This is a genomic window from Streptomyces sp. cmx-4-9, from assembly GCF_046548835.1.
Lineage (GTDB): Bacteria > Actinomycetota > Actinomycetes > Streptomycetales > Streptomycetaceae > Streptomyces.
Map to the genome: position 1 here is coordinate 59,348 of NZ_JAEBEE010000003.1, position 16,918 is coordinate 76,265.

General features: G+C 71.6%; 15 protein-coding genes and 1 pseudogene. 8 read left to right on the forward strand and 8 right to left on the reverse strand.

Going from position 1 to position 16,918, the window contains the following annotated elements; genetic code table 11:
- Nucleotides 1-89: 89 nt before the first annotated feature.
- From ACLJTM_RS11200 to ACLJTM_RS11225, 6 genes are all read left to right on the forward strand, one after another.
- A complete protein-coding gene (locus tag ACLJTM_RS11200) occupies nt 90-1,937 on the forward strand; it encodes a phosphatidylglycerol lysyltransferase domain-containing protein (protein ID WP_411103363.1) in 1,848 nt (615 codons plus the stop codon).
- An 82-nt stretch (nt 1,938-2,019) separates the two neighbouring features.
- Nucleotides 2,020-2,892 (forward strand): dihydropteroate synthase, encoded by an 873-nt coding sequence (folP, locus tag ACLJTM_RS11205; protein ID WP_411103364.1) that lies wholly within the window; start codon nt 2,020-2,022, stop codon nt 2,890-2,892.
- A 79-nt stretch (nt 2,893-2,971) separates the two neighbouring features.
- Nucleotides 2,972-3,358 (forward strand): nuclear transport factor 2 family protein, encoded by a 387-nt coding sequence (locus ACLJTM_RS11210; protein WP_411103779.1) that lies wholly within the window; start codon nt 2,972-2,974, stop codon nt 3,356-3,358.
- Between the two features lie 130 nt (nt 3,359-3,488).
- Nucleotides 3,489-3,848 (forward strand): dihydroneopterin aldolase, encoded by a 360-nt coding sequence (gene folB / locus ACLJTM_RS11215; protein ID WP_030010912.1) that lies wholly within the window; start codon nt 3,489-3,491, stop codon nt 3,846-3,848.
- Complete coding sequence (folK, locus tag ACLJTM_RS11220) at nt 3,845-4,453, forward strand: 2-amino-4-hydroxy-6-hydroxymethyldihydropteridine diphosphokinase (protein WP_411103365.1); 609 nt, start codon at nt 3,845-3,847, stop codon at nt 4,451-4,453. Before folB ends, folK begins: the two co-directional genes overlap by 4 nt.
- Before the next feature lie 56 nt (nt 4,454-4,509).
- Entirely contained in the window at nt 4,510-5,001 is a 492-nt protein-coding gene (locus tag ACLJTM_RS11225) for a DUF3180 domain-containing protein (RefSeq protein ID WP_411103366.1), read from the forward strand.
- A gap of 35 nt (nt 5,002-5,036) precedes the next feature.
- On the opposite strand, the gene ACLJTM_RS11230 is transcribed toward ACLJTM_RS11225, so the two are convergent.
- From ACLJTM_RS11230 to dacB, 7 genes are all read right to left on the reverse strand, one after another.
- A complete protein-coding gene (locus ACLJTM_RS11230; RefSeq protein ID WP_411103367.1) occupies nt 5,037-5,597 on the reverse strand; it encodes a hypothetical protein in 561 nt (186 codons plus the stop codon).
- A 304-nt stretch (nt 5,598-5,901) separates the two neighbouring features.
- Nucleotides 5,902-6,510: a GTP cyclohydrolase I FolE gene (folE, locus tag ACLJTM_RS11235; RefSeq protein WP_411103368.1), complete on the reverse strand. Its 609-nt coding sequence runs from the start codon at nt 6,508-6,510 to the stop codon at nt 5,902-5,904.
- Nucleotides 6,511-6,602: 92 nt separating this feature from the next.
- Nucleotides 6,603-8,630, reverse strand: a complete 2,028-nt coding sequence (ftsH, locus tag ACLJTM_RS11240) for an ATP-dependent zinc metalloprotease FtsH (RefSeq protein WP_411103369.1) — start codon at nt 8,628-8,630, stop codon at nt 6,603-6,605.
- A gap of 182 nt (nt 8,631-8,812) precedes the next feature.
- On the reverse strand, nt 8,813-9,373 hold the full coding sequence (hpt, locus tag ACLJTM_RS11245) for a hypoxanthine phosphoribosyltransferase (protein ID WP_037794157.1): 561 nt from the start codon (nt 9,371-9,373) through the stop codon (nt 8,813-8,815).
- Between the two features lie 68 nt (nt 9,374-9,441).
- Nucleotides 9,442-10,521 (reverse strand): tRNA lysidine(34) synthetase TilS, encoded by a 1,080-nt coding sequence (tilS, locus tag ACLJTM_RS11250; protein ID WP_411103370.1) that lies wholly within the window; start codon nt 10,519-10,521, stop codon nt 9,442-9,444.
- A gap of 308 nt (nt 10,522-10,829) precedes the next feature.
- Nucleotides 10,830-11,984, reverse strand: a complete 1,155-nt coding sequence (locus ACLJTM_RS11255) for a zinc-dependent metalloprotease (RefSeq protein ID WP_411103371.1) — start codon at nt 11,982-11,984, stop codon at nt 10,830-10,832.
- Between the two features lie 38 nt (nt 11,985-12,022).
- On the reverse strand, nt 12,023-13,447 hold the full coding sequence (dacB, locus tag ACLJTM_RS11260; RefSeq protein ID WP_411103372.1) for a D-alanyl-D-alanine carboxypeptidase/D-alanyl-D-alanine-endopeptidase: 1,425 nt from the start codon (nt 13,445-13,447) through the stop codon (nt 12,023-12,025).
- Nucleotides 13,448-13,618: 171 nt separating this feature from the next.
- Here dacB and ACLJTM_RS11265 point away from each other — a divergent pair, with 171 nt between their 5' ends.
- Both ACLJTM_RS11265 and ACLJTM_RS11270 read left to right on the forward strand, forming a co-directional pair.
- Nucleotides 13,619-14,113 (forward strand): inorganic diphosphatase, encoded by a 495-nt coding sequence (locus ACLJTM_RS11265; RefSeq protein WP_008742522.1) that lies wholly within the window; start codon nt 13,619-13,621, stop codon nt 14,111-14,113.
- Nucleotides 14,114-14,335: 222 nt separating this feature from the next.
- The gene (locus tag ACLJTM_RS11270) at nt 14,336-15,976 is read left to right on the forward strand and encodes a threonine/serine exporter ThrE family protein (protein WP_411103373.1); all 1,641 of its coding nucleotides are present in this window, start codon (nt 14,336-14,338) and stop codon (nt 15,974-15,976) included.
- 161 nt (nt 15,977-16,137) lie between these two features.
- On the opposite strand, the pseudogene ACLJTM_RS11275 reads toward ACLJTM_RS11270, so the two are convergent.
- Nucleotides 16,138-16,815: pseudogene (locus ACLJTM_RS11275) on the reverse strand (VTT domain-containing protein); the annotation flags it as partial.
- Nucleotides 16,816-16,918 lie beyond the last annotated feature (103 nt).

The window sequence follows — 16,918 nt, forward strand, 5'->3', positions numbered from 1 at the left end:
TCGTCGATGTCGTCCTACTGGACGCACCACACACCGGAGGCTGTTGCGGCCTTCGGCCACTTGTATCTCTCGCGGAGCAACGGGAAGCGATGTCTAGCAGGATAGATGGCGATAAGTCGGGACAGGTTCCGAGCGGGGTCCGCCGAATCCTCAGCGGACCCAAGCCGGAGTCGGTGCCCGGCCTGGTAGGAACGGCCGTCGCGTTCGTCGGCCTCCTGGACGTCGCGGCCGGGGTCTTCCCGCGATTCAGGCACAGCCGGATCCACGCGGTCACCGAGGTGCTGCCGGGCTCCTTCGGCCCGTTCGCGGCCGCCCTCTCCATCAGCGCGGGCGTCCTCCTGCTGCTGCTCGCCCACGGCCTCAAGCGCCACAAGCGGCGGGCCTGGCGGGCCGCCGTCGTCCTGCTGCCGGCCGGCGCCGCGGCGCAGTTCACGTACCGGCACTCGGTCATCGGCGTGGTCATCGCGGCGGTGCTGCTCGCCCTGCTGTTGCGCCACCAGAGTGAATTCAAGGCACTGCCCGACCCGCGCAGCCGCTGGAAGGCGCTCGCCAACTTCGTCCTGCTGGGCGCCGGCTCCATCGGGCTCGGCCTGGTCATCGTCAACGTCCACCCCGGCAAGGTCGTCGGCCGTCCGGGTCTCTATGAGCAGATCACCCACGTGGTCTACGGCCTCTTCGGCTTCGAGGGCCCCGTCGACTACGCCGGCCGGGTGTCCTGGACCGTGGGCTACTCCCTCGGCGCCCTCGGCCTGCTGACCGCGCTCACCACCATGTACCTGGCGTTCCGCCCCGAGCACCCCGCCGCCCGGCTCACCGCCGACGACGAGGGCAGGCTGCGCGAGCTGCTCGCCAAGCACGGCGGCCGCGACTCCCTCGGCCACTTCGCGCTCCGCCGCGACAAGGCCGTCGTCTTCTCCCCCAGCGGCAAGGCCGCCGTCACCTACCGGGTCGTCTCCGGCGTCATGCTCGCCTCCGGCGACCCCATCGGCGACGTCGAGGCCTGGCCCGGCGCCATCGAGCGGTTCATGGAGGAAGCCAAGGCCCACTCCTGGACCCCGGCCGTCATGGGCTGCAGCGAGACCGGCGGCGAGGTGTGGACCCGCGAGACCGGTCTGGACGCCCTGGAACTGGGTGACGAGGCGATTGTCGATGTCAAAGACTTCTCCCTGTCGGGCCGCGCCATGCGCAATGTCCGCCAGATGGTGAAGCGCATCGAGCGCAACGGCTACACCACCAAGGTGCGCCGGGTCAGCGAGCTGACCGAACGCGAGCTGGAACAGGTCCGCGGCGCAGCCGAGGCCTGGCGCGGCACCGACACCGAGCGCGGCTTCTCCATGGCGCTCGGCCGGGTCGGCGACCCGGGCGACGGCGATTGCTTCATCGCCACCGCCCACCGGGTCGAGGAGGGCGACACCAGCCCCTTCGGCGACCTGAAGGCCGTCCTGCACTTCGTCCCGTGGGGCAAGGACGGCATGTCACTGGAGCTGATGCGCCGCGACCGCGCCGCCGACCCCGGCATGAACGAACTGCTGATCGTGGCCTCCCTGGAGGCCGCCCCCTCCCTGAACATCGAAAAGGTCTCGCTGAACTTCGCGATGTTCCGCTCCGCGCTGGCCCGCGGCGAGAAGATCGGCGCCGGCCCGGTCCTGCGGATGTGGCGCGGCCTGCTGGTCTTCCTGTCCCGCTGGTTCCAGATCGAGTCGCTGTACAAGTTCAACGCGAAGTTCCGCCCCCGCTGGGAGCCCCGCTTCGTGGTCTTCCGCACCACCCGGGACCTGCCCCGCATCGGCTTCGCCGCGATGCAGGCCGAGGGCTTCGTCACGCTGGCCCTGCCGCGGCTGTTCGCCAGCCGCCGCCGTCCCAAGCCGGTACGCACCTGCGCGCACCGCCACGTGCCGAGGGTGGCGCAGCAGGAACGCGAGGTCCAGGCCGCCTGACGGCACGCCGCGCACACCGGGCCCCGGCCGCCGTCAGGCGCCGGGGCCCTGCCGTATCCAGGTCAGCCCTACCCTTGGACCCATGAACACGAAGCGCGGAGCCGCCGGCAGGGGCCGGGTCGAAGGTCTGCCGGACTGGGACCGCTGCGGGGTCATGGGCGTCGTCAACGTCACCCCCGACTCGTTCTCCGACGGCGGCCGCTGGTTCGACACCACCGCGGCCGTCAAGCGCGGCCTGGAACTCGTCGTCCACGGCGCCGACCTCGTCGACGTCGGCGGCGAGTCCACCCGCCCCGGCGCCACCCGGGTCGACGAGGACGAAGAGCTGCGCCGGGTGGTGCCCGTGGTGCGCGGCCTGGCCTCCGAGGGCGTCGCCGTGTCCGTGGACACCATGCGCGCCAGCGTCGCCGCCCGAGCCGTCGAAGCCGGCGCCGTGCTGGTCAACGACGTCAGCGGCGGCCTCGCCGACCCGCGGATGATCGAGGCCGTGGCCGCCGCCGAGGTGCCCTTCGTGGTCATGCACTGGCGCGGCTTCAGCCAGGGCATGAACAGCCTCGCCGTGTACGAGGACGTGGTCGCGGAGGTCCTCGCCGAACTGCGGACCCGCATCGACGCCGTGGTGGCCGGCGGGATCGCCCCCGAGCGGCTGCTGGTCGACCCCGGCCTCGGCTTCGCCAAGAACGCCGACCACGACCTCGCCCTGGTCGCCCACCTCCCGCAGCTGCGCGCCCTCGGCTTCCCCCTGCTGGTCGCCGCCTCGCGCAAACGCTTCCTCGGCCGGGTCCTGGCCGGCGCCGAGGGCGCCTCGCCGCCCCCGGCCCGCGAGCGCGACGCCGCCACCGCGGCCGTCTCCGCGATCGCCGCCCACCAGGGGGCCTGGGCCGTTCGGGTCCACGAGGTACGGGCGACCGCGGACGCGGTTCGGGTGGCCCGCGCCGTGGAAGGAGCGCTGTGACCACCGACCGAGAAGGAGCCCAGTGAGCAGAACCGACATCGAAGCGGTCGAAGAGGTCAACACGGCCTTCTACGAGGCCATGGAGCGGGGGGACTTCGATGCACTGTCGGCGCTCTGGCTGGAGGACGAGATCTCCTGCGTGCACCCCGGCTGGCCGGTGCTCTCGGGCCGGGGCGAGGTGCTGCGCTCGTACGCGCTGATCATGTCCCACACGGAGTACATCCAGTTCTTCCTCACCGACACCAAGGTGGCCGTCATAGCCGACACCGCGCTGGTCACCTGCACGGAGAACATCCTCAGCGGCGGCCCCGCCGAGGACGGCGGGGAGCTGGGCCCGCTGGTCGGCCAGCTGGTCGTCGCCACGAATGTGTTCCGACGCACATCCGAGGGGTGGCGCCTGTGGTCCCACCACGGTTCTCCCGTCCTCACGGAGTCCGACGAGGACGACGAGGAGGAGACCTCCTGACCCCTCCGGCGGGGAACGGGGGGTTTCGCAGGTAAATTCGAGGTCGGACGACGCCGACCGCACTCGGCGTAGGCCCATGGCCCCGGGGAGTCCCGGGACCGGAAGACTTACGGAAGCAGGAGTGATTCGCGTGGATCGTGTCGCGCTGCGCGGCCTCAAGGCTCGCGGGCACCACGGCGTCTTCCCCCGGGAACGCGAGGAAGGCCAGACCTTCATCGTCGACCTCGTGCTGCATCTCGACACCCGCCCGGCGGCGGCCGGAGACGACCTTGCGAAGACCGTGCACTACGGCGTCGTCGCCGAAGAGGTCGTCGACGTGGTCCAGGGGGAACCCGTGGACCTGATCGAGACCCTCGCCGAGCGGATCGCCCAGCAGTGCCTGAAGCACGAAGCGGTGGCGCAGGTGGAGGTGGTCGTCCACAAGCCGGACGCGCCCATCACCGTCCCCTTCGACGACGTGACCATCACGATCACCCGGAGCCGCGCATGAACAACGGACTGAACGCACAGAGCGACCCCACCGTCCAGCCGGTACCCGCCTCCGTCGTGGAGACGGTGGACGCGGCGGACGTCACGCTGTCCAACCCCAAATGGGCCGTCATCGCCCTCGGTGCGAACCTCGGCAACCGGCTGGAGACCCTCCAGGGCGCCATCGACGCCCTGGGCGACACCCCCGGCCTGCGGGTCAAGGCCGTCTCCCCGGTCTACGAGACCGCGCCGTGGGGCGTGGACCCCGGCTCGCAGCCCGCGTACTTCAACGCGGTCATCTCGGTGAAGACCACCCTGCCCCCGTCCTCCCTCCTGGAACGCGGCCACGCCATCGAAGAGGCCTTCGACCGCGTCCGCGAGGAGCGCTGGGGGCCGCGCACGATCGACGTCGACATCGTCACGTACGCCGACGTGGTCTCCGACGACCCCGTCCTCACCCTCCCGCACCCCCGCGCCCACCAGCGGGCCTTCGTCCTGGCCCCGTGGCACGACATCGACCCCGAGGCGCAGATCCCCGGCCACGGCGCCGTCGGCGAGCTGCTGACCGGAATCGGCCTGACCGGTGTCACGGCTCGCCCGGACCTGGAACTCCGCCTCCCCGAGTAGCCGTTAGCGTGTGGGGGGCTGCTGACGGATCGGTGCAGGAAGCGGGGAACGGGCAAGTGAAGCAACTGAGGCCGGCGGTACTGGCGGGGATCTTCGCCGTCGCCGGGGTGCTGTCCTGGGCGGGCGCCCGCCTGCTGAACGCGTACGGCGCCCTGCCGGGCGTCCCGCTGGCCGCGCCGATCGTCCTCGCCGTCATCGCGGTGGTGCTGCTGGCCACGGCGCTCTCGCTGCGCTCCCGCCTCAAGGCCCAGCGCGAGCGCCGCCCCGGGGCCAAGGGCGTGGAACCGCTGATGGCGGCCCGCGCCGTGGTCTTCGGGCAGGCGAGCGCCCTGGTGGCCGCGCTCGTGGCGGGCATGTACGGCGGTGTGGGCGTCTTCCTGCTCACCGACGCCCTGGAGGTCCCCGCCCGGCGCGACCAGGCCTGGTACGCCGGTTTCTCGGTCCTGGCGGGCGCCGCGGTCATCGCGGCCGCCCTGTTCCTGGAGCACGTCCTCAAACTCCCGGAGGACGAGGACGACGACCCCGACCAAGCCCCGTCCCCAGCCTGACCGGCCCGGTCGGGCCCGGTACGGGGCCCCTCGGGCTACGCGGGGCCCGACACCAGATGTCCTTGCACCAGGAAGCCCCGGTGAGGCGCAAGGGTGAAGCCGTACAGTCCGTACGGCTTGGCACTCGGTGGCCTCGGGAGGACCGCGCCCACCCCGGCCCACGCCGACTCGTCCAGATCGATGCGGTGCTGCTCCGGACGGAACGTACCGCGCTTCGGCCAGCTGTCGGCGACGACCAGACGCGATGCGGACCCGTCATTGCGGGGCGTGAAGCGAGCACCGATGATCTCGGCGATCGCGGCCAGGAACGGAGCGTTCGAGCTCACGAGGATCCGGGCGGGCCAGCGGGAGATCCTGCACCCGTCTCCGTCCTCGTAGCCGTCCAGGAAGCCCCCGAACGTCTCCTCGTCCGCGAGTACCACCCGGGGGAACGCCTGGCGCATGTGGTGCGCGTCGCCGCCCACGTACTGGCGCAAGAGGTCGGCGAGGTAGGACGAGACGACCCGGACCCGGAAGCCGGGTACGTCCCGCTTGAGGTACCCGGAAGGCCTCGTCACTGCTTCCAGCCGCGCGGCAAGCCCGGTGACAGTCGTCATGGCGTGCGCATACTTCGCGGCCGTCGGGCGTCCGGAGAAGCTGGTCCGGAGCCACTGCAAAGGTCCCCCGGCTGCTGCGGACGTCGACGAGGTCGCGGGTCCGGGTTACCCGGACGTCGACGACCTCGGTCTGTTCCGTGCGCCCCTCCCGGAGCGTCCACAGCCGGTCTCCGGGCCGTACGTCACGCGCCCGGAGCCGCCCGCCCACGGCATTGACGGTTTGCCTGCTCGGCAAGCCCCCCAGCATGGATCCCCCTCCGCTTCCCGGAGGGGGCACCGTAGCGGACCCCACTGACCATCCGGTTCAAGGAGCGATGATCAGGCTCATTGCCTCACTCCGGGTCGCCGGGTCACGCAGCTGACCGCGGACCGCCGAGGTGGTGGTCTTCGCCCCCGGCTTGCGGATGCCGCGGACCGACATGCACATGTGTTCGGCCTGGACCACGACGATGGCCCCGCGGGCCTCCAGGATGGTCATGAGGGAGTCGGCTATCTGCGTCGTGAGCCGTTCCTGCACCTGCGGACGACGGGCGAAGACGTCCACGAGGCGAGCCAGCTTGGACAAACCGGTGATCTTGCCGCTTTCCGCCGGGATGTAGCCGACGTGGGCCACGCCGTGGAACGGCAGGAGGTGGTGTTCACACAGAGAAACGATCTCGATGTCCTTCACCAGGACCAACTCGTCGTGGCCGAGGTCGAACACCGTGGTCAGAACGTCCTCCGGCTTCTGGCGCAACCCGCTCAATATCTCCTTGTACGCCCGCGCCACCCGCCCCGGGGTCGCCAGCAGGCCCTCGCGGTCGGGGTCCTCGCCGACCGCGATCAGGAGCTCACGGACCGCCGCCTCGGCGCGCTTCTCGTCGAACTCGCCGATCGTGCCCTCGCCACCGGTCAGGGTCACTGGGTCGGTCATGTCTTCCTCGTTCCTGTCTGCACGCGGGACACGTGAAAGTGCCGCGCCCCCCAGGCTAGAACCTGGGGGGCGCGGCTTCCATTCCGGGTGGATCAGGCCTCGGGGCTGTCCTCGGGGGCCACCTCGATGCCCTTCTCCGTGGAGACCGGTGCGGCGGCGGACGTGCCGTTCGCCGAGTTCGTCAGCTGGAGCTCCTTGGGAGAGAGCACCGGCGGACGGGTGGAGGGGGTGCGGCGGGAGGAGCCGGTCCACGCGGGGCGGGCCGGACGCTTCACGATCGTCGAGAAGACCTCGGCGATCTGCTCCTTGTTCAGCGTCTCCTTCTCCAGCAGCGCGAGGACCAGGTTGTCGAGGACGTCGCGGTTCTCGACGAGGATCTCCCAGGCCTCGTTGTGCGCGGTCTCGATGAGCTTCTTGACCTCTTCGTCGACCAGCGCCGCGACCTCTTCCGAGTAGTCCCGCGGGTGCGCCATCTCACGCCCGAGGAACGGCTCGGTGTTGTCGCCGCCGAACTTGATCGCACCCAGGCGCTCGGTCATGCCGTACTGCGTGACCATGGCGCGCGCCGTGGCGGTCGCCTTCTCGATGTCGTTCGCCGCGCCCGTGGTGGGGTCGTGGAAGACCAGCTCCTCGGCCGCGCGCCCGCCCAGCATGTACGCCAGCTGGTCGAGCATCTCGTTGCGCGTGGTCGAGTACTTGTCCTCGTCGGGCAGGACCATGGTGTAGCCCAGGGCCCGGCCGCGGGACAGGATCGTGATCTTGTGGACCGGGTCGGAGTTCGGGGAGGCCGCCGCGACCAGGGCGTGTCCGCCCTCGTGGTACGCGGTGATCTTCTTTTCCCGGTCCGACATGATCCGGGTCCGCTTCTGCGGGCCCGCCACGACACGGTCGATCGCCTCGTCCAGCGCGTGGTTGTCGATCAGCTTCTTGTCCGAGCGGGCCGTGAGCAGCGCGGCTTCGTTCAGGACGTTGGAGAGATCGGCACCGGTGAAGCCGGGCGTGCGCCGGGCAACCGCGCCCAGGTCGACGTCCGGGGCGACCGGCTTGCCCTTCTGGTGGACCTTGAGGATCTCCAGACGGCCCTGCATGTCCGGCCGGTCGACCGCGATCTGCCGGTCGAAGCGGCCCGGGCGCAGCAGCGCCGGGTCGAGGATGTCCGGACGGTTCGTGGCGGCGATCAGGATGACCCCGCCCTTCACGTCGAAGCCGTCCATCTCGACGAGCAGCTGGTTGAGGGTCTGCTCGCGCTCGTCGTGGCCGCCGCCGAGACCCGCACCGCGGTGCCGGCCGACAGCGTCGATCTCGTCGACGAAGACGATCGCCGGAGCGTTGGCCTTGGCCTGTTCGAACAGGTCGCGGACACGCGAGGCACCGACACCGACGAACATCTCGACGAAGTCGGATCCGGAGATCGAGTAGAAGGGGACACCGGCCTCGCCCGCGACGGCGCGTGCCAGCAGGGTCTTGCCGGTGCCGGGCGGGCCGTAGAGCAGCACGCCCTTGGGGATCTTGGCGCCGACGGCCTGGAACTTCGCCGGCTCCTGGAGGAACTCCTTGATCTCGTGGAGTTCCTCGACGGCCTCGTCCGAGCCCGCGACATCGGCGAACGTCGTCTTCGGGGTGTCCTTGGTGATGAGCTTGGCCTTGGACTTCCCGAAGTTCATGACCCGGGAGCCGCCGCCCTGCATCTGGTTCATCAGGAACAGGAAGACCAGGACGATCAGGACGAAGGGCAGGAGCGAGAGCAGCACGCTCAGGAACGGGCTGGTCTTGTCCGGCGCGACCTTGTAGCCGTCGGGGATCTGGTCGGCTTCGTACTTGGTCTGGAGGTTCTGGGCGAGCTGGACGCCCTGGTCTCCGATGTAGTTGGCCTGGAACTTGGTGCCGGAGTTGTCGCCGAGCTTGGCGTCCTTCTTCAGCTCGACCTTGATCATCTGGCTGTCGCCGGTGGTGAGCTCGGCGCTCTGCACCTGGCCGCTGTTGATCGCCTTGATGACCTCGCTGGTGTCTACCGTCTTGTAGCCGCCGCCGGAGCCGACGACATTCATCAACACGACCACGGCGAGGACGGCCAGCACGATCCACATGACCGGCCCACGGAAGTATCGCTTCACGTCCATCCATACGGGGCGCCAGGCACCCCGTCCCTCCTGCCCGTAGGTAAATGCTGCTGTGAGTAAAGAGTGTTCTTCGGAATGTACCCCTGAATTGTCACCCGCGGCCTCGTGGGACGGCTGACAGACCCGCCTTCCCCTGTCCAACGGCGGGAAGCGGTCCAGGGTTCCCCGCCCGGGGCGCCGGTTCAGCCGCCGTAGACGTGCGGGGCGAGCGTGCCGACGAACGGCAGGTTGCGGTACTTCTCGGCGTAGTCGAGGCCGTAGCCCACGACGAACTCGTTCGGGATGTCGAAACCGACCCACTTCACGTCGATCGCGACCTTCGCGGCGTCGGGCTTGCGCAGCAGCGTGACGACCTCCAGGGAGGCCGGCTGGCGGGAGCCCAGGTTCGACAGCAGCCAGGACAGGGTCAGGCCCGAGTCGATGATGTCCTCGACGATCAGGACGTGCTTGTCCTTGATGTCGGTGTCCAGGTCCTTGAGGATCCGGACCACACCGGAGGACTGGGTGCCGGCGCCGTACGAGGACACCGCCATCCAGTCCATGGTGAGCGGGGTGGACAAGGCGCGCGCCAGGTCCGCCATCACCATCACCGCGCCCTTGAGGACGCCGACGATGAGCAGGTCCTTGCCCGCGTACTCCGCGTCGATCTTCGCGGCCAGCTCGGCCAGCTTCGCGTCGATCTCTTCCTTGGTGATGAGCACCGACTGGAGGTCGTCGCCCATGTCCTTCTCGTCCACCCGCATCACTTTCGTTGGCGGCCGGGGCTCCGGGGGGTGTGCCCCCGGAGGACTCAGCCGTGTTTCAGCACCAATCAGCCCTGCCGGATGACCAGTCTGCCACCCTGCCGCTGGGCCTCGACCCGGCCGGGCAGGTTGATGGCGCCCTGACCGCGCCAACCGGTGATGAGCCGGTCGACTTCCTCGATGTGGCGGGCGAAGAGCGAACCCGCGGGGGAACCCGCGGCGACCACGGCCCTGCGCAGCACGCGGCGGCGGACCGCCGGGGGCAGGGCGTACAGCTTGGCGCACTCCAGGCGGCCGTCCGCGTCCCGTACGCCGGTCTCGGCCTCGGCCGCCCAGGAGTCCAGGGCGTCGGCGTCGTCGCGGGAGAGCTGGGCGGTGCGGGCCAGGGCCTCGACGACGCCTTTGCCCAGCGCCTTCTCCAGGGCGGGCAGGCCTTCGTGGCGCAGGCGGGAGCGGGTGTAGGCGGGGTCGATGTTGTGCGGGTCGTCCCAGACGGGGAGGGACTGGACCATGCAGGCCTTGCGGGCGGTCTGGCGGTCGACCTGGAGGAAGGGGCGGCGGTAGCGGTGGCTGCGGCCGGGGCCTCCCGACACTTCGGCCATGCCGGACAGTGAGCGGATGCCGGAGCCGCGGGCGAGGCCGAGCAGGACGGTTTCGGCTTGATCGTCCCGGGTGTGGCCCAGGAGCACGGCGGCGGCGCCCAGCCGGTCGGCGGCCTCGTCGAGGGCCCCGTAGCGGGCGTCGCGGGCCGCGGCCTCGGGTCCGCCTCCGCGGCCCACGCGCACGGCGACGGACTCCACCGGGTCGAGGCGGAGCGCGGTCATGCGGGAGACCACCTCGGCGGCGCGCAGGTCGGATCCGGCCTGGAGTCCGTGGTCGACGGTGATGCCGCCGGCCCGGATGCCGAGTTTGGGGGCTTCGAAGGCGAGGGCGGAGGCGAGGGCCATCGAGTCGGCGCCGCCGGAGCAGGCGACGAGGACGAGGGGCTGCCGGTCCCACCCGGCGGGCGCGGCGAGGGCGCCTGCGGCTCGGGGGGCGCAGGCTCCCGCGGACGTGGTGCGGGGGAGGTCGGTCAGATCGGTGAGGACGTCGTGGAGTACGCGGCGGACCGCCAGGCGTATCGCCGCGACCGCAGGATGGGGACCCATGTCCGGTGCCCTTCGGTGGAGTTTCGGATGCCTCGGAGGCTCCCCGGCCGGCGCCGGGGGGCGCCGGCCGGGGCGTGTCGTGTGCCGGGGTGGTGCTCGTTCTGTCACCCGGTGCCCCGCACGGGCCCGTCGGGGGCCGTGCGGGACGCAGGTTGTCACTCAGAGTGCGTCGATGGTGACAGAGCCGAGCCGTTCCCCGAGCATCGCACGCCCTTTCACGGCCCACGGTCCCTCGGACGGGTGACGCTGCTCCCCCGGGTGGGACAGGTTCAGGCCTGTCCGTCACCCGGGCGGCGGGTGAAGGGGCGTCAGGCCTCCGCGGCCCCACCGCCCTCTCCGCCCGCCGTGCGGTGGACGCGGGCGACCCAGTCGGCGGGCTTGGCGATCTCGGCCTTGGTCGGCAGCGTGTTCGGAGAGGTCCAGACGCGGTTGAAGCCGTCCATGCCGACCTGGCCGACCACGGCGCGCACGAAGCGCTCGCCGTCGCGGTACTGGCGCAGCTTGGCGTCGAGGCCCAGCAGCTTGCGCAGCGCCGCGTCGAGGCGGCCGGCCCCGCTGGCCCTGCGCTGCTGGAACTTCTCCCTGATCTCGCCCACCGAGGGGACCACCTCGGGGCCGACGCCGTCCATGACGAAGTCGGCGTGGCCCTCCAGGAGGGACATGACGGCGGTGAGCCGGGCCAGCACCTCGCGCTGCTCGGGGGTCTGCACGAGCTCGACGAGGGAGCGGCCCTCGTCGCCGCGCTCGGATTCGGGGCGGGCCCCGGCGAAGGACTGGGCGGCCTCGCGGAGGCGTTCCAGGACGGTCATCGGGTCCACCTCGGTGGCCCCGAGGAACGTCTGGATTTCGCCCTCGAGGTGGGCGCGCAGCCACGGTACGGCCGTGAACTGGGTACGGTGCGTCTCCTCGTGCAGGCAGACCCACAGCCGGAAGTCGTGCGGGTTCACCTCCAGCTCGCGCTCGACGTGCACGATGTTCGGGGCGACCAGCAGCAGCCTGCCCCCTCCCGTGGCGGAGCCCGGCAGGCTGCGGGAGGCGGGCGCGAAGGTCTCGTACTGGCCGAGGACGCGGGAGGCCAGGAAGCTCAGCAGCATGCCGAGCTCGACCCCGGTGACCTTGCCGCCGACCGCACCCAGCACGGCGCCGCCGGTGGCGCCCGCCCGGCGGTCCTGCAGCTTGCCGAGGAGCGGCTGGAGCAGTTCCCGGAAGCCGGCCACGTTGGCCTTGACCCAGCCGGCCCGGTCCACGACCAGGACGGGCGTGTCGGGGACGGCGGTCCCCTCGGGGATCATCCTGGTGAACTCGCGCACGTGCCGTTCCGAGGTCCTGGCATGCTCGCGCAGCTCCGCCACCACGGCCCGCGCCTCGTCCCGGCTGACCTCCGGGCCGGGCCGCACCAGCCGGGTCGCGGTCGCCACCGCGAGGTTCCAGTCGACCATCTCCGCACCACTGATGCTCGTCATGCGTCAACCGTACGTGGAGCGGCCCCGGCGCGGACCCCCTACGGAGCGGTCGCCACGGCCGCGGCCAGCTTGTCGAGGCCCTTCTCGGCGGCGGGGCCGTCGGCGCTGTTCGCCGTCAGGAAGGCGAAGGCCAGGAGCCTGCCGGCGGGGTCGACCACGGTTCCGGCGAGGGAGTTGACCCCGCTGAGGGTGCCGGTCTTGGCCCGCAGCACCCCGGCGGCCGGGGAGGCGCCGGCGTTGCGGGCGCGCAGCGTGCCGGTGAACCCGGCGACGGGCAGGCCGGTGAGGACGGGCCGCAGCTGCGGGTTGCGGGGGTCGGCCGCCGCGGCCAGCACCCCGGTCAGCAGGCCGGCGCTGACCTTGTCGGCGCGTCCCAGGCCGCTGCCGTCGGCGAAGCGGGAGCCGGCGACGTCGATGCCGAGGGCGGCGAGCCGGTCGGTGACGGCCTTCTCGGCGCCTTCGAAGCTCGCGGGCTGTCCGGCGGCGAGGGCGGTCTGGCGGGCCAGGGCCTCGGCGATGTCGTTGTCGCTGTTGGTCAGCATCCGCTCGACGAGGCCCCCGAGGGGGGTGGAGAGGGTGGTGGCCAGCGGCTGGGCGCCGGCGGGAGCCTTGGCCCGGGCGGGTTGTCCGGAGACTTTGATGCCGCGTTCGGCCAGCAGGGCGGCGAAGGCGCGGGCCGCGTCCTTGGAGGGGTCCTCGCTGCGCTCCACCGGTCCGGAGGTGGAGTCGTCGGGCCGGCCCTCGTCGGCGGTCAGGGCCGTCACGGGGGCGATGTTGGGGTTGTCGCCGATCGGGTGGCGGACGGGGCCGGAGTAGAGGCCGTCGTCGTAGGCCAGGGCCACGCTGTCGGTGCCCGCCGCCTTGAGGGCCTGCGCGGTGTCCGCGGCGAGGGCCACGAGGCTGCCGCCGGAGCCGGCGGGGCTCTTCTTCTTGGCGGTCAGCGAGGGGTCGCCGCCGCCGACGAGCAGGATCTGGCCGGGGGCGGCGCCGGGGACCACGGTGGTGCGGATGCGGTGCTCGGGTCCGAGGGCGGCCAGCGCCGCGGCGGCGGTGACGATCTTGATGGTGGAGGCGGGGGTCATCGCGTCCCGCGCCCCGGCCTCGTACAGCACCGCTCCGGTGGCCGTGTCGACCACGGAGGCGGTGCGGACGGTCCCCAAGGCCGGGTCGGCGAGCAGCGGCTTCAGCGCCGCGGCCAGCCCGTCCGGGGCGGCGGCGCCGACGGCGGACTCCTTGCGCGGGGCCCCGGGCCCGACGGCCCCGAGGACCCCCGGGGCGCTGGGCGCGGCCTCGGGCAGCGGCCCGGCTCCGTGATCTGCGCCACCCGTGCGGCTCCAGGAGGCGACGCGCTCCCGCTCGGCCTTACGCTGGCCGGAGTCCCAAGGACCGGCGGCGGTGACCGTCGCCACCGACAGGGCCAGGCCGGCGACGGCCGACCCTGCGATGAGCTGCCACGTCTTCATCGATGGCACCTCGGACCAGCCCCTTTCGCGATCACACATATGCGTGAGGGACACTTAACCACTGCGTCTTGCCGCGAGCATGGCACCCCACCCGGCACGGCTGGGCCGGACGTGCAGGTTTCGGACCGACGCAGGCTCGAAGCAATGAAGCTGATCATGGAGGAGCAGGACGTGGAGTTCGACGTCACCATCGAGATCCCCAAGGGTTCGCGGAACAAGTACGAGGTGGACCACGAGACCGGCCGGATCCGTCTGGACCGTCGCCTCTTCACCTCGACCAGCTACCCGGCCGACTACGGCTTCGTCGAGAACACCCTCGGCGAGGACGGCGACCCGCTGGACGCGCTGGTCATCCTGGACGAGCCCACCTTCCCGGGCTGCCTGATCAAGTGCCGCGCCATCGGCATGTTCCGCATGACGGACGAGGCCGGCGGCGACGACAAGCTCCTGTGCGTGCCCGCCTCGGACCCGCGTGTCGAGCACCTGCGCGACATCCACCACGTCTCCGAGTTCGACCGCCTGGAGATCCAGCACTTCTTCGAGGTCTACAAGGACCTGGAGCCCGGCAAGTCCGTCGAGGGCGCGAACTGGGTCGGCCGCACCGAGGCCGAGGCCGAGATCGAGGCCTCGTACAAGCGCCTTGAGGCGCAGGGCGGCCACCACTGAGCTCTGCTCGGCGGTAGGGCTGCGACGGGCCGGGGCACTGCCCCGCGCCCCGCGTGACACACAGCGGGCGGGACCCCTCGGGGTTCCGCCCGCTGCGGCGTTCCCGGGGGCCGTCGGGGGCCCTCAAGGGGCCGGCCTCGCGCGGGGGCGCGGCTCTGCTTTCGACGTGGATGAAACGGTTCCGCATACTGGTACCGCGGATGATCACGGACTGGAGGACGCGTGGCGGAAGCCGACTGGGCGGAGGACAGGAAACCCACGTCCGACGAGGCGCACAGTGCCTTCACCCCGCCGCCCGGGGTCGACACCGGGGCTCCGGAGGAGGACCAGCCGACCTCCGAGTTCGCGGTCCCGCCCGGCGCCCAGCCGCAGGCCGCGGAACCGGAGCGGTCCGCCTTCGCCACCCCGAGCGTCTACAGCGCCCAGCACTCGCCGCCCGCCTACACCCCCGCCCACGGCTTCCCGGTCGCCCGGCTGACGGAGTCCCCCTGGCAGGACCGCATGCGCACGATGCTGCGCATGCCGGTCGACGTACGGCCCGTCCCGGAGCCCGTCCAGCGCACGAGCGAGAGCGGGCCCGCCGTGGGCCGCGTGCTCGACCTGACCCTGCGCATCGGGGAGCTGCTGCTGGCCGGCGGGGAGGGCGCGGAGGACGTGGAGGCCGCCATGTTCGCGGTGGCCCGCTCCTACGGACTGGACCGCTGCGAGCCCACCGTCACCTTCACCATGCTCTCGATCACCCACCAGCCCTCCCTGGTGGACGACCCCGTCTCGGCGAACCGGACCGTGCGCCGCCGCGGCACCGACTACAACCGGCTCGCGGCCGTCTTCCGGCTCGTGGACGACATCAGCAACCCGGACATGGACGTCTCCCTGGAGGAGGCCTACCGCCGCCTCGCCGAGATCCGCCGCAACCGGCACCCCTACCCCGGCTGGATGCTGACCTGCTCGGCGGGACTGCTCGCCGGGGCCGCCTCCACGCTCGTCGGCGGCGGGGTCCTCGTCTTCTTCGCGGCCGCGATCGGCGCGGTGCTCGGTGACCGCCTGGCCTGGCTGTGCGCCGGGCGCGGACTGCCCGAGTTCTACCAGTTCGTGGTCGCCGCGATGCCTCCGGCCGCCCTCGGGGTGGCGCTGAACATGACGGGGATCGAGGTGAAGGCCTCCGCCGTGATCACCGGTGGGCTCTTCGCGCTGCTGCCCGGGCGCGCCCTGGTCGCGGCCGTGCAGGACGGCCTGACCGGCTACTACATCACCGCTTCGGCCCGGCTGCTGGAGGTCATGTACCTCTTCATCGGCATCATCATGGGCGTACTGGTGGTGCTCTACGTCGGCCTGCAATTCGACGCCTCCCCGCGGCCGGAGGAGGTGCTGCAGATCCAGCAGCGGCCGCTGATCCAGATCGCGGCCTCGATGGTGCTGGTGTTCACCTTCGCGATCCTGCTCCAGCAGGAGCGGTCCACCGTCCTGATCGTGACGCTGAACGGCGGGGTCGCCTGGGTGACCTACGGGGCCCTGCACTACGCCGGGGGCATCCCGCCCGTGCCCTCCACGGCCATCGCCGCCGGGCTGGTGGGCCTCTTCGGGCAGCTCTTCTCCCGCTACCGCTTCGCCTCCGCCCTGCCGTACGTGACGGCCGCCATCGGCCCGCTGCTGCCCGGTTCGGCGACGTACTACGGGCTGCTGCTGATCGCCGAGAACCGGCTCAACGAGGGTCTCGGCTCGCTGACGACGGCCGCGGCAGTCGCGCTGGCCATCGCGATCGGGGTCAACCTCGGCTCGGAGGCCTCCCGGCTGTTCATGCGCATCCCCGGCGCCGCGAGCGCCGCCAAGCGACGGGCGGCCAAGCGCACCCGCGGCTTCTAGTGCCGGGACCGGGGCCGGGGCGCGGGGCGTGCCCGGGGCCGCCCGGCCGGCGGGCCGGCGGACACACGTCCGCCCCGGGGCCCTGACGGGGCTCCGGGGCGGTACGGGAGTGCCGAGCGGGTCCGGCTGCGTCAGCGCTTGGCGTGGCGGCCGCGCTGGCCCGGGGCCTGCGGGCCGGGGCCCTCGGCGGCGGGCCCCTCGGGGGCTGCGGCGGCCTTCGCCTTGCCCTCCTTGCGGGCCTTGAGCACCTCGAAGACCACCGGGATCACCGAGATGAGGACGATGCCCACCAGGATGGCCTCGACGTTGTCCTTGATGAAGGTGATCTGGCCGAGCCAGTAGCCCGCGACGGTGATGCCCGCGCCCCAGCCGATGCCGCCGATGATGTTGTAGGTGAGGAACGTGCGGTACTTCATCGAGCCGGCGCCGGCGACCATCGGGGCGAAGGTGCGGATGATCGGCACGAAGCGGGCGAGCACGATGGCCTTGGGGCCGTGGTGGTCCATGAACTCGTGGGCCTTGTCGAGGTTCTCCCGCTTGAAGAGCCTGGACTTCGGGCGGTTGAAGATCTTCGGGCCGAAGAACTTGCCGATCATGTAACCGACCTGGTCGCCGATGATCGCGGCGGCCACGATCAGCGTGCAGACCAGCCACAGCGGCTGCTTGATGTACTGGCCGTCCGCGACGAGCAGACCCGCTGTGAACAGCAGCGAGTCCCCCGGCAGGAACGCGAAGAGTCCCGACTCCGCGAAGACGATGACCAGGATGCCGATCAGTCCGAAGTGCGAAATCAGATAGTCCGGGGACAGCCACTCAGGGCCGAGCGCAAGCGTGTACACGGGTTCCGGACTCTCCTGGATCGGGGGGGTGCCGGCGAGGGCAGGCAGGGTCGGGCGGTCTCAATTATCAACGCACGCGACCCCCGCCGGGTTCCAGGGCCCG